The 12,250-nt window shown below is 36.1% G+C and carries 15 protein-coding genes and 1 riboswitch; of the genes, 14 read left to right on the top strand and 1 reads right to left on the bottom strand.

The genetic code is table 11. The annotated features are described in order from the left end of the window. Positions 1-69 precede the first annotated feature (69 nt). The 4 genes from BK585_RS03715 (at position 70) to BK585_RS03730 (ending at position 4,362) form a co-directional block, all read left to right on the top strand. A complete protein-coding gene (locus BK585_RS03715; protein WP_078551947.1) occupies positions 70-1,812 on the top strand; it encodes an ABC transporter ATP-binding protein in 1,743 nt (580 codons plus the stop codon). A 358-nt stretch (positions 1,813-2,170) separates the two neighbouring features. Then, positions 2,171-3,226: a DUF4362 domain-containing protein gene (locus BK585_RS03720; protein ID WP_078551949.1), complete on the top strand. Its 1,056-nt coding sequence runs from the start codon at positions 2,171-2,173 to the stop codon at positions 3,224-3,226. 102 nt (positions 3,227-3,328) lie between these two features. Next, positions 3,329-3,802, top strand: coding sequence for a hypothetical protein (locus tag BK585_RS03725; protein WP_078551951.1), 474 nt, complete (start codon positions 3,329-3,331; stop codon positions 3,800-3,802). A gap of 20 nt (positions 3,803-3,822) precedes the next feature. Then, on the top strand, positions 3,823-4,362 hold the full coding sequence (locus BK585_RS03730; RefSeq protein ID WP_078551953.1) for a histidine phosphatase family protein: 540 nt from the start codon (positions 3,823-3,825) through the stop codon (positions 4,360-4,362). Positions 4,363-4,595: 233 nt separating this feature from the next. Here the strand turns inward: BK585_RS03730 and BK585_RS03735 are convergent, their stop codons facing one another. Continuing rightward, complete coding sequence (locus tag BK585_RS03735; protein ID WP_170885463.1) at positions 4,596-5,429, bottom strand: methyltransferase domain-containing protein; 834 nt, start codon at positions 5,427-5,429, stop codon at positions 4,596-4,598. A 46-nt stretch (positions 5,430-5,475) separates the two neighbouring features. Beyond that, positions 5,476-5,555, bottom strand: a riboswitch (ZMP/ZTP riboswitch). A gap of 142 nt (positions 5,556-5,697) precedes the next feature. Between BK585_RS03735 and BK585_RS03740 the strand changes: the two genes are divergently transcribed. The 10 genes from BK585_RS03740 (at position 5,698) to BK585_RS03785 (ending at position 12,230) form a co-directional block, all read left to right on the top strand. Next, the gene (locus tag BK585_RS03740; RefSeq protein ID WP_245805775.1) at positions 5,698-6,354 is read left to right on the top strand and encodes an HAD family hydrolase; all 657 of its coding nucleotides are present in this window, start codon (positions 5,698-5,700) and stop codon (positions 6,352-6,354) included. Between the two features lie 37 nt (positions 6,355-6,391). Continuing rightward, positions 6,392-6,937 carry a GNAT family N-acetyltransferase gene (locus BK585_RS03745; RefSeq protein ID WP_078551957.1) on the top strand — a complete coding sequence of 182 codons (546 nt, stop codon included), beginning with the start codon at positions 6,392-6,394 and terminating at the stop codon, positions 6,935-6,937. An 18-nt stretch (positions 6,938-6,955) separates the two neighbouring features. Further along, positions 6,956-7,561 (top strand): chloramphenicol phosphotransferase CPT family protein, encoded by a 606-nt coding sequence (locus BK585_RS03750; protein WP_078551959.1) that lies wholly within the window; start codon positions 6,956-6,958, stop codon positions 7,559-7,561. 122 nt (positions 7,562-7,683) lie between these two features. Further along, positions 7,684-8,148, top strand: coding sequence for a hypothetical protein (locus tag BK585_RS03755; protein ID WP_078551960.1), 465 nt, complete (start codon positions 7,684-7,686; stop codon positions 8,146-8,148). Positions 8,149-8,410: 262 nt separating this feature from the next. After that, the gene (locus BK585_RS03760) at positions 8,411-8,734 is read left to right on the top strand and encodes a hypothetical protein (RefSeq protein ID WP_078551962.1); all 324 of its coding nucleotides are present in this window, start codon (positions 8,411-8,413) and stop codon (positions 8,732-8,734) included. Positions 8,735-8,752: 18 nt separating this feature from the next. After that, complete coding sequence (locus tag BK585_RS03765; RefSeq protein WP_078551964.1) at positions 8,753-9,247, top strand: GNAT family N-acetyltransferase; 495 nt, start codon at positions 8,753-8,755, stop codon at positions 9,245-9,247. A gap of 61 nt (positions 9,248-9,308) precedes the next feature. Continuing rightward, on the top strand, positions 9,309-10,112 hold the full coding sequence (locus tag BK585_RS03770) for a pentapeptide repeat-containing protein (protein WP_078551966.1): 804 nt from the start codon (positions 9,309-9,311) through the stop codon (positions 10,110-10,112). A 37-nt stretch (positions 10,113-10,149) separates the two neighbouring features. Next, a complete protein-coding gene (locus tag BK585_RS03775) occupies positions 10,150-10,806 on the top strand; it encodes an HAD family hydrolase (protein ID WP_078551968.1) in 657 nt (218 codons plus the stop codon). 11 nt (positions 10,807-10,817) lie between these two features. Beyond that, entirely contained in the window at positions 10,818-11,345 is a 528-nt protein-coding gene (locus BK585_RS03780) for a GNAT family N-acetyltransferase (protein WP_078551970.1), read from the top strand. 75 nt (positions 11,346-11,420) lie between these two features. Beyond that, positions 11,421-12,230, top strand: coding sequence for a class I SAM-dependent methyltransferase (locus tag BK585_RS03785; protein WP_078551971.1), 810 nt, complete (start codon positions 11,421-11,423; stop codon positions 12,228-12,230). The last annotated feature ends 20 nt before the right edge of the window (positions 12,231-12,250 follow it).

Raw genomic sequence — 12,250 nt, forward strand, 5'->3', positions numbered from 1 at the left:
TCTTTTTGGTATACAATAGAATAAGAAGTGAATTCTACATAAAGACAAAATAAAAAAGGGAGAGGTTTGATGGGGAGCGTTCGCAGATATTTACAGTTTGTCAAACCTTATAGGAAAGTAATTATTGGAACGATTGCAGTTGGGATTGTAAAGTTTGGAATCCCACTTTTGACTCCACTCGTTCTCATGCACATTATTGATAATATCATTTTAAATAATGACCTAACATCAGAAGAACAAGTCCGGCAGTTACTTTATATTATGGGTGGTATGTTTTTTTTATTTATTATTGTGAGGCCACCTGTTGAATACTATCGACAATACTTAGCGCAATATACGGCAAGTCGAATTTTATATGACATCCGTGACCAATTATTTACCCACATTCAAAAACTAAGCTTGAAATTTTATTCCAACCGCAAAGTCGGTGAAATTATTTCACGTGTCATCCATGATGTTGAACAAACAAAGACGTTTGTCATTACGGGATTGATGAACATCTGGCTTGATATGCTTACGATTATCTTTGCAATTGCGATTATGCTTTATATGGATGTCTGGTTGACACTAGTCGCGATATCGATGTTTCCGATTTACGCCTTCTCGATAAAATACTTCTACGGGAGACTTCGGAATTTAACTCGTGTCCGTTCGCAAGCACTAGCAGAAGTACAAGGACACCTCCATGAGCGCGTGCAAGGAATGAATGTTATTCGCAGCTTTGCACTAGAAGAATATGAACAAGGACAGTTTCAAAAAAGAAATGAAAACTTTTTAACGAAAGCTTTAGACCAGACTCGTTGGAATGCCAAAACCTTTGCTGTCGTTAACACGGTTACTGATATTGCTCCACTTCTTGTTATTTTAGTATCCGGTTATTTCGTTCTACAAGGGAATCTCCAGCTAGGGCAAATGACTGCGTTTGTCTTATACATGGACCGCTTGTACAATCCGTTACGACGATTAATTAATTCATCAACGACACTCACACAATCTCTAGCCTCGATGGACCGAGTGTTTGAATTTGTTGATGAAAAGTATGACATCGTTGATAAAAAGGATGCGATAGCATTAAAGCAAACGGCGGGCAAGCTCCAGTTTGACCATGTTTCTTTTACTTACAATGAAGGAGAAGAAGCGGTCATAAAAGACTTCACCTTAGATGTGAAACAAGGCGAAACGATTGCGTTTGTTGGTATGAGTGGCGGTGGAAAAAGTACAGTCGTTGGTCTCATTCCTCGGTTCTACGATGTAACCGAAGGGCGTATTCTTTTGGACGGACGAGACATTCGTGACTATGAAGTCCATACACTTCGCGATAACATTGGCATGGTGCTACAGGATAACATTCTTTTTAGTGATTCCGTTCGAATGAACATTCTCATGGGAAACCCAGAAGCAACTGACGAACAAGTGGTTGAAGCAGCAAAAGCGGCTAATGCAAATGAGTTTATAATGAATTTATCTCAGGGCTATGACACCGAAGTCGGAGAACGAGGAGTTAAGCTATCCGGAGGGCAAAAGCAACGAATCGCAATCGCCCGCGTATTCTTGAAAAATCCTCCAATTCTGATCTTTGATGAAGCAACATCCGCTCTCGACTTAGAAAGTGAGCAATATATCCAGGATGCACTCGAAACCCTTGCAAAGGACAGAACAACCTTTATCGTTGCTCATCGTTTATCGACGATTACCCATGCAGACCGAATCGTCGTCATTGAAAACGGGCGCATCTCAGAAATTGGGAACCACGAAGAATTAATGAAAAAGCAAGGAAGCTATTATAACTTGTACCAAGTACAGCAATTGTAAAACGAAAGACCAAATCATTACGGTGGTTTGGTTTTTTGTTTTTTTTTGCTAAAGTACTATTTTCATAGGTGAATTACGAAGATGGACTAAGTAAATGACAGGGCAAGCGCGAAAGTAGAGGGATGAGTCCAATAACGAATGGAATACGGACAGGGCCAGCACGAAAGAAGGGGGATGAGTCCGATACCGAATGGAATACGGACAGGGCAAGCACGAAAGTAGCGGGGTGAGTCCGAAAGACTGAATTACAGAATATCCTACTCTTACAATTGAAAGGAAAAAAACAGATTATTGTCGAATTAGTTGTAAGCCCTTGTAATGCCGCTTTATATCCATATAAAGAGTGGAGTCAAAAAATATGAAAAAACATGTTGCCTTACTCTTTAGCTTACTCATACTCTTGGTGTTAACTGCATGTACAGTGCAAATTAATCGTAATTCTAGCGAGGAGCCCCATATTTATGTGGAAGGCGTGAAAAACGTTGATGTACTTAATACTCATGGAAATATTGAAGGGATAGAAAGAATGAGTAGTTTTTATACCAACGTTCAAAATGGAGTGGCTTCCAAATTGAGAGTTGTTCATTATACACTTGAGGGCGACCCGATCATTACAGATTTAATATATAATGGGAAAACACTTGAAGTAAAGAAAGATTACACACATGATAAATTTGGAAATCCAACAATTCATAGGGATAGCTGTGGAACCCTCATTGAGGAAGTGAATCCTTTGAATACCGCATACATTGCCGTCGATTGTAATGAGGGATTTAATGGGTTACACGAAATCTTGTATATAAACTACAAAATGAACAATGTACAAAATCTTTTTGAATTTACTTTGGTATACGGTGCTAATGGTGAATATGAAATCAATTCACAAAACGAAGCTATCATAGATAATGTCAAACAAGAGGTCTACAAAAAGTTGATGTTTGGTAACTATTTTTACGAAAAAGAGCTGGAGGCATCATGTGATACTGGGGATACATTTAATTATTCACTAGAGGTGCTCATTAATCGAGGCCCTTTTAAGCTCCAGTGGAGTGAATGTGACGATAGCTTGGATGCAGAAAGGCTTACGACGATTGCAAAATACATTATCGAACAAGCTGAACAGGAACAAAAAGAACATTCCCCAATGACAGTTCAAGGTTATGTGTTAGAAATAACTGATAATGAACTGTTAATTGGAGAGGGGCTTACCATGTTAGACTACGATTGGGTAGTTGAAGAATTACCGCAAATCAATTTCAAAAACTCTATTTTTGAGTTTACTTACTTATCAGGAGCAAATACAACAGAATTTACACCTGGTGATAAAATTGTGGCGACGATAGAAGGAAGCAAAACCGACTCCAAGCCAGCAAGAGCAGTAGTCAAGGATATTAAGAAGATAGAAGTATACTAGTTTGCCGGTACTCCAATGCTAGATTTTTTGACTACATTGGTAATGGTCTTGTTGAGTAAATTAATTATATTAAACCAGCCAAAGATAAAGGGTGAGAAGGTATTGAAAAAAATTAGTGTAGTCTTCATTTGTTTTTTGATTTTATTAGCTTACACTAATACGGCGTTTGCTACTTCTTGCGCCTATATTCAATTACCGAAAGAAGAATTGAAACAAGCTGATGTTGTGTTTAAAGGGGAATTAACATTAAACCAAAACCATAGACTACAATTCGATGTAGAAAAAGTGTGGGCTGGAGACAGTGTGGAAGATAGCATTTCAATAGAAGATAATATTTGGATTGAGCCGGTCCTTGGAAATGAATATATTATTTTTGCTGAATCAAAAAGAGGTAAACTTTCCCCTATGGGTTGTGGAAACTCAGGTTTTGCGACAGAAGGACTTGAGTTGATACTAGATGAAGAATTAATGGAACATAACGAATCATATATATATTTTCTTAGTATCGGAATAATTGTCGTTCTAGTTGGTATCTTTCTTTATTGGATACTAAAAAGACTGAGAGAAACGGAGTAACAAAATCGGAGTGATTCAATTTGAAAAGCATTTATGTTGTTAGGCATTGTGAAGCTGAAGGTCAGCCAGCAGAAGCACCACTAACGGAAAGCGGTGTAAAGCAAGCCGATGATTTAGTTGATTTCTTTAAAAATAAAAAAGTGGAACGTATCATATCAAGTCCATACAAACGCGCAATTCAAACGATACAACCACTTGCCAATCAATTACAACTCGAAATAGAAAAGAATCCTTTACTCAAAGAGCGAGAATTAAGTACAGATTCTTTTCCAGATTGGTTAGAAAAATTAAAAACAACCTATGATGATTTGGATTTGAAATTCAAAGGTGGAGAATCGAGTTCAGAGGCTGCAAATCGAATCAAAAAAGTTGTCGATGAAATCGGCAAGAGTAAGCCTGATCATACAATCATTGTGACCCATGGTAACATAATGTCATTATTATTAAATCATTATGACTCGCAATTTGGGTTTGATAGATGGGCCAATTTAAGTAATCCTGATGTATATCTTTTAAAAATAGATGAGAATGAGGTTGCTTTTGAGAGAGTATGGAGCTAAGCAAAAAAATGGGGCTGGGACAGAACTAGCTAAAACATCTGCACTGGCGTCACTCGCCACAAAACCCTTTGTGAGAACCCCACTCACTTCAGCAAGTTGTGAAAAAAAACTCACAACTTGCTTTAAAAGATAGTGGCGGTTTCGCACATTGCTAAGAGGGCACTAAAAAAGTTAAAAAAGCTAACTGTTTCAGTGCCCTCAAAATACAACCTTTTGTCTCACCCTCAATATAGTTAATTCGCTTTTCTTCCGAATGCGTACATGAATGAACATGATTCATATCGATTTGGGTCTGCGCAGAACTCAGGAATATACTTTGAAACTAATTCATTTCGTTCTTTTTCTGTTAGTAAGCCTTCTTCAACAAATCGCTTTCCTTCATCATCTGCGAGAGCAAACTTCAGTAATATTGGAATGTCTGCATCTTGTCTATTTTCATTTAGATAATCACTTGTTTGAATTATTATTTTTACATCACTTACACTGTTTTCTGAAGTAAAAAATGAATAGAGCTTTCTTCCAATCGTACGGTCTGTACCATGTAACGAGGCATGTTTTATATTTGCTTGAATTAATGTAGAAAGTTCATCGCCATGTGGATGGAATACCTGTGTACCATCGTCTATTTCAACGGCGCAAATTACTCCACCTGGTTTACAGACTCTTGTCATTTCTCTAATAATTTCATTTGGATTAGAGTTATGCATTAACACAAGACGTGTATAGACAAAATCAAAAGTATTATCTGAGAATGGCAAAGCAGTTGCATCGCTATGAACAAACGTAATCGATTCTTTATGAGAATGTTGAGTCCTAGCAGTGTCTAATATTGCGGTACTATTATCCACTCCAATAAATTCCGTCTCGGGCAAACAATCGGAAATTAAGTTAACCATTGCTCCCGTTCCACAACCTACATCTAGTACTTTTCTGGCGCCGTATAAACCATTTTCAAGAAATAGATTTATGAGCACTTGGAAATGGCTTTCAACATTTTCTGTTAATCTTTTTACCTCAGATTTCATTTGCTCTGGTTTGAATTGGTCAAATTGATATGATTTGTTCAATTTCATTTCCCCTTTCAAAAATAAAGAGGCAAGGGAAAATATCCCTTACCTCTGCCCAGGCGAACGGCATTATAAATATGTGCTTCCTCGTGGTTTTCCACGTTTTCGCCAGTAACACATATCAAGTATTTGTAAATATAGTCTAAAATAAATTCTATTTCAAGTCAATAAAAAGGAAATTAATGTATATGAAAAGGACTTTCTATTAACCTAGTAGAATAGTATCTATTGAGATGAGTTTAGTTTAGAAGAGAAAGGTTGAGCTGAGTTGAAGAATGAGATAAGTAGATGTAAGGGTGTATTATTTGATTTAGATGGTACGCTAATCAACAGTGAATGGTTAGGTACAGAATCCTATAATTACGGAGTCCAGAAAATACTAAACAGAGAACTGACCGAGAGTGAGAAGCAATTTTTAGTAGGAAAGCCATTTAATGCATTACATGTTTTGTTTCCCTCTTTAACAGAAAGAGAAACAGAAGAGATAATAGAGGAAACATTACGTTATTATCGCAAGTATCATCTTCAAATTAAAGAATATGCAGGAATAAAAAAGATGCTTCAAAGCCTTAAGGATAGAGGATATAAATTAGGGCTGGTTACAGCTAAATTAAAAAGCAATGCTTTTAAGGAACTAGAAAACACTGGTTTGCTTCCCTATTTTGAAGTGGTTATGGGAAAGGAAGATTGCATCGAGTTTAAACCAAGTCCAGTTCCATTACTGCAGCTGGCTAAAAGACTTAATCTTAAACCAGCTGAATGTTTATATATTGGAGACCAACCAACTGATATACAAGCAACACATTCCGCAAATATGATTAGTGTTGCAGCACTTTGGGGGGAAGGGAACTATGAGAGATTAATTCCTGTTAAACCAGATTTTATATTTGAGAAACCAGAACAATTAACAAAATTGTTAACATAAAAACTAGTGTAACTTTCAAATTTAGGAGGTGACCAAGATGTTTAAAGCAGGTATTGAAACTCACACGTATCTAACTATTTTAGAAACAAGACACGCAGATGAATTGTATAGTTTAATTGCCGCTAGTCGAGATAGTTTAGGGCAATGGCTTGGCTTTCCTGAAAATACAAATGAGGTACAAGATACAAAGGCTTTTATTGAAAAATCCTTACATAGATTCTCCGAAAATAATGGTTTTTGGGCTGGGATATGGCACAAAGATAAAATTGTAGGCTCCATAGGGTATTTGTATATAGATTGGAACAATCAAAAGACAGAAATAGGATACTGGCTAGGAAAAGATTATGAAGGATTGGGTTTAGCAACAAAGGCTTGCCGTTTATTCATTGAACATGCATTTCGGGAGTTGCAACTAAACAAAGTAGAAATCAATGTAGCGCCTGAAAATGTTAAGAGTAGAGCAATTCCAGAACGCTTAGGGTTTACGAAAGAAGGAACCATCAGAAATTATGAATTACTACATGGAAAATATCTCGATAGAACGATATATGGGCTTTTAAAAGAGGAATGGATTGAAAAATAAAGAGAATGGCGGTGTGTCATGAACAAAGGAACAATCATTATTTTAAATGGAACATCAAGTTCTGGTAAGACGAGCATTTCTGAAAAGATGAAGGAGTTAATTACTGAACCTTGCGCGTATGTCAGCCTTGATGATTTTGTTGGCATATATCAAGAAAAATACCTCCATTACTTTACAGCTAGAAAAGAGGTAATAAAGGACACCCTGTTAGACGATGCTTCAATGTTGATTATTAATAAAATACTTTCGTTAATGCATTCTTCAATTGCAGGGTTCTCTTTGCTAGGGTATACAGTAATTGTAGATACTGTCTTACAAGAAAAATCTTTTTTAGAAGAGTTATTAAAGGAGTTAACGAATTTCCCTGTTTTTATTATTGGTGTACACTGTCCGCTTGAAGAATTGGAAAAAAGAGAAATTGCTCGAGGAAATAGAGAAATAGGTCTTGCAAAATTTCAATATGACCTAGTTCATAATAATAGAATATACGATTTTGAAGTAGATACTTTTGCTAACAATTCAACAGAATGCGCGTTGGAAATTACACAGTTTCTAGAAGGTAATGAACCATATGCTTTTGATGAAATGAGAAACCGTTTGAATAAAGAATACTCAGAACTCTAAATATGATAGCTCTTTTTCACTTATTTATTTAGGAGATGACTGGAAATCTATTTTTAGTGGTTTTTTTATCTCGATTTGGATAATTTATAAAAGATAATAATTCAAACCGAGGTGAAGGCCACATGGTATCAAGACGGCACGTTATATTTAATCTCATCATTATCATCTTACCTTGGATATCGGTACTATTTCTAGGGAAGCGTTATATCAAACGATTTTTTTTAGCGAGTTCTATCATAGGTGTCTATGAAATAGGAAGTCATGTTCATGGACGTAAACAAAAATTCTGGGAATTTAATGATAAACCTAAATCATTTATAAGGGATGAACTTCCTTTTGATATTGGTCCCTATATACCGCTTTCGATGTGGATATTAAAATTTTCATATGGTAACTTTAAAAAATATGTAGTTACCAATGTTATCGCTAATGGAGTTTTTGCATTTGTTTTAATGCCGTTTCTTAAAAAAATCAAAATAATCCGTTTGCGCAGATTAAATTATATTCAATTTTTTATCTACATACACTACAAAGCTTATCTTTTGTATGGGATGCAATATTTATTAGAAAAAAGTAGGATTAAATAGGATTGGCACTTAGCGGTACTTAACGTAAAAAACGTCTCTACTATTTGTAGAGACGTTTTTTACGTTGTTGATAGTACTCTAATACTAGTGGATTTGAGGGATGCTACAAAAATATTTAAAACCACTAATGTTTATAATTAATCTTTGTATAGATATGGTAATATTAAAAGATATTTGAAATGTTGATGAACCAATGTTTAGTAAGTGGCTGGAACAACGGAACGGTTTACTTAAAACGATAAAACAAAAGGGAGATCTATTTATGTTTGATTACTCGTTGCCTAATGTGGGAAGTTTTGTTCTTGGCTTAATTGCATGGATACTACCAATTGTCATTCTCGCAGATTCTACAAAAAAAAATCAAAAGAAGTGGTTGGTTGTTCTTCTTTTTATTAGCTTTAGTGCTTGTGCCATTGCGGTATGCTTCCAGCTTATCTATTCTTTTTACCTCGTAACGATTGAGGATTGGGGTGCTTTGATGGACACTGCAGGTGGTGTGGCGTTTGCCGCTGCTTTTCTAGTCATTGTTACAATTGTATTGAATGCATTGGCCCTAATTGCTTATCGGAAAAGAACAACAACATAAGGGAAAGGAAGCGCATAAATGAATATACGAAACGTAACAGCTTCTGATTATAATGTGATTTCACCGTTGCTTAATGAATGGTGGGGTGGCAGGAATGTGTCTAATATGTTGCCTAAATTATTCTTCGATCATTTTAACAATACAAGTTTTGCCTATGAAAAAGATGGTCATATCCTTGGGTTTCTTATTGGTTTTTTATCTCAATCTGAGACAGATACTGCCTACATCCACTTTGTGGGTGTTCATCCTGAACATCGCCACCTTCATATAGGAAGGCAACTTTATCATGAGTTTTTTAACATGGTAAAAAAGAATAATAGACAAATCGTTCGAGCAGTAACGTCACCCGTCAATAAAGGTTCGATTGCATATCATACAAAGATGGGATTTGACATTGAAAAGGGAGACAAAGAAGTAGACGGAGTATCCGTATTTTCAAATTATGATGGACCAAATCAAGATAGAGTTTTGTTTGTTAAGAGTCTAAAAGGAGAGTTACAACAGGGCATCTAATTTGAAGAAAGATTGTATTTTTTAGTAATAGAAAACTTAAGAATACGGAAGTGTTATAGTTATGAATCATTCATTACAATCGGATTGTTCAAGTTGTTTTGGATTATGCTGTGTCGCTTTGCCTTATGCAAAATCTGCAGACTTCCCTCTGAATAAAGACGGAGGAGAACCTTGTAGGAACTTATTAGACGATAACCGCTGCAAGGTACATAGTGAGTTAAGAACAAAAGGCTTTTGTGGTTGTGTTTCATATGAGTGCTTTGGTGCAGGACAGCATGTCTCGCAATCTGTTTTTCAGGGCCAAGATTGGAGAACAAGTCCAGAGCTTAGAGAAGAGATGTTTTCGGTATTTCCGATCATGCAACAAATCCACGAAATGCTATGGTATTTAAGGCAAGCACTCAGTTTGAAAGAAACCGAAGACATCCACTCAGATTTGCAAAATATATATGAAGCCACCTTAGAGCTAACTAGAAAATCCCCAAAAGACATACTTCTCATCGACCTCCATCACCATAGAAGCAACGTAAATGCGCTACTCATCCAAACAAGTGAGTTATATCGAAAAGATTGTATGAACAATGAACAAAGGAACAAGAACAAAGAATTTATAGGGGCTAACCTTAAAGGCACAAATTTCCACGGTTTTAATTTTAGAGGGAAGATGATGATAGCAGCTAACTTTAGTCATGCGAATGTAAGTAAAGCGGATTTTATTGGCGCTGACCTCAGGAATGCTGACCTTAGCCATGCAAACCTATCAGGAGCCATCTTTCTTACACAATCTCAAATCAACTCTGCAAAAGGAAATAAACATACGAAACTACCTAGCTTTTTAAGAAGACCTGAACACTGGGTTACCTAATCCAAAAATAAAAACAAAGTAGTAGGAGGTCATTGAAATCGGTACTTATAAGATCATTTTATTTGATTTAGATGGAACGCTATCAGACCCAAAGGAAGGCATCACTAAGTCTGTTCAGTATGCGCTAGCAAAAATGGGGATTCAAGAGCCTAATCTTGATAAACTAGAATGTTTCATTGGGCCACCATTACAAGTATCATTTGAGGAATATTATCATTTCGAAAAAAAAGAAGTACAACAAGCCATCGATTCATATCGAGAGAGATTTAAAGAAAAAGGGATGTTTGAGAATGAATTGTATTCAAATATTCCGTCTCTCTTACAATCTTTAAAAGAACAGGGATTTACTTTAGTAGTTGCAACCTCTAAACCTACTGTTTTTGCAGAGCAAATCCTAACCTATTTTGAGATAGAACAGTATTTCGAACATGTGGTAGGAAGTAACCTTGACGGCACAAGAACGTCAAAAACAGAAATCATTCAATTTATACTAGATATGTATAAAGAACATAACCGCAGTGACTTTGTCATGATTGGAGATAGAAAACACGATATGATTGGTGCCAATAATACCGGAATTGCTTCGATAGGGGTTACTTACGGTTATGGTTCATTTGATGAATTAACCCAAACTAACCCTACGTATATTGTCAAAAGTGTTATTCAATTAAAAGAGATTTTAGTAGGGAATTGAGGAGAAAAGCTATGAATATTAACACTGAAAGACTTTTGATTCGTGATTTTCAACTAGAGGATTGGAAATCTGTTTTAGACTATACATCTGATAGTGATGTTATGAAATTTATACCTGAAGGTGTTTTTACAGAAAAAAATGTAAAAAATTTTATAAACAGTAATATGGGAGAAAATGCAGAAAAGTTTCCTGTAATACGAAAAGAAGATAACGTGCTTATTGGTCATATGGTTTTTTATAAGTGGTATGGTGAAGGAACCTATGAAATCGGTTGGGTGTTTAATTCGAAGTATCACAATCATGGATTTGCCACAGAGGCTGCCCGTGCTATTTTAAAATACAGTTTTGAAACGATGAAGGTTCATCGAATCATTGCCACTTGTCAGCCTCAAAACACGGCTTCTTATCGAGTGATGGAGAAGATTGGAATGAGAAGAGAAGCACATTTTAGGAAGTGTATGCCAGCTAATTTTAAAAAAGGTAATCATGAATGGTGGGATGAATATTTTTATGCGATTTTAGAAGAAGAGTGGAAATAGGACCAGTCCATTTTTGAAGGAGATATTGAGTTTGTAAGTATATTCTAATAGGGATATCCAGTAGGAGGGAAACTTATGAGTGACATCATTAATTACTATAGCCAGTTTGATGAGTGGGGAAGGCTTGACCGAGAACCGGTAGAATTTCAAGTGAATTGGCATTACATTAAAAAGTATCTGCCAAAGACGGGACATATACTAGATAACGGAGCAGGACCAGGTAAATACGCATTACAGCTTGCCAAAGAGAGGTATCAAGTCACATTGACTGACCTTACACCAAGGTTGGTTGAAATTGCAGAAAACAAGGAAAAAGAATGGAAGCTAGAAAAACAATTCAATGGATTTTTTGAGGCAGATGCTAGAGACCTAAGTAGATTTACCGATGAACAGTTTGATGCCTCATTAATGCTTGGGCCTATGTATCACTTACAGGAAGAAAAAGACCGAATAAAAGCAGTGAAAGAATTAAATCGAGTGACGAAAAAAGGTGGGGTTGTATGTGTAGCCTTCATGCCAAGAGTAAGGCACATTCTGACCTCTCTCATAGCTCCTGAATTCTGGAAACCGAATGATAATATGGATACAATTATTCAGTTTTCTCACTCAGGTTGTTTCAATCATTCCGATGAGGGACGTTTTACTGGGGCGTATTATTATAACATTAAAGATATAAATCCATTTATGGAAGAGCTAGGCTTTGAAACGTTACAATTGCTAGGGTCGAATGTAGGCGCGATATTAAACAATGAGAGCTGGGATTATTGGAGAAACAAGGGGGAGGAAGAAGTTGCTAAAATCATATCCTTCCTAAAAGAAGCTGCAACAGACCCTTACACTCTTGGGATATCGTCACACTTGTTATATATAGGCAGAAAAAAGTAACAATGACTTCTAAATAAGTC

The organism is Bacillus alkalicellulosilyticus (assembly GCF_002019795.1).
GTDB classification, from domain to species: Bacteria; Bacillota; Bacilli; order Bacillales; family Bacillaceae_F; genus Bacillus_AO; species Bacillus_AO alkalicellulosilyticum.

What these genes read in the sequence shown, in the direction of transcription:
- BK585_RS03750 (WP_078551959.1), top strand. Translation starts at nt 6,956, where the DNA reads ATGAACAAAGGAACAATCATTATTTTAAATGGAACATCAAGTTCTGGT.
- BK585_RS03720 (WP_078551949.1), top strand. Translation starts at nt 2,171, where the DNA reads ATGAAAAAACATGTTGCCTTACTCTTTAGCTTACTCATACTCTTGGTG.
- BK585_RS03765 (WP_078551964.1), top strand. Translation starts at nt 8,753, where the DNA reads ATGAATATACGAAACGTAACAGCTTCTGATTATAATGTGATTTCACCG.
- BK585_RS03715 (WP_078551947.1), top strand. Translation starts at nt 70, where the DNA reads ATGGGGAGCGTTCGCAGATATTTACAGTTTGTCAAACCTTATAGGAAA.
- BK585_RS03755 (WP_078551960.1), top strand. Translation starts at nt 7,684, where the DNA reads ATGGTATCAAGACGGCACGTTATATTTAATCTCATCATTATCATCTTA.
- BK585_RS03770 (WP_078551966.1), top strand. Translation starts at nt 9,309, where the DNA reads ATGAATCATTCATTACAATCGGATTGTTCAAGTTGTTTTGGATTATGC.
- BK585_RS03745 (WP_078551957.1), top strand. Translation starts at nt 6,392, where the DNA reads ATGTTTAAAGCAGGTATTGAAACTCACACGTATCTAACTATTTTAGAA.
- BK585_RS03760 (WP_078551962.1), top strand. Translation starts at nt 8,411, where the DNA reads ATGTTTGATTACTCGTTGCCTAATGTGGGAAGTTTTGTTCTTGGCTTA.
- BK585_RS03785 (WP_078551971.1), top strand. Translation starts at nt 11,421, where the DNA reads ATGAGTGACATCATTAATTACTATAGCCAGTTTGATGAGTGGGGAAGG.
- BK585_RS03780 (WP_078551970.1), top strand. Translation starts at nt 10,818, where the DNA reads ATGAATATTAACACTGAAAGACTTTTGATTCGTGATTTTCAACTAGAG.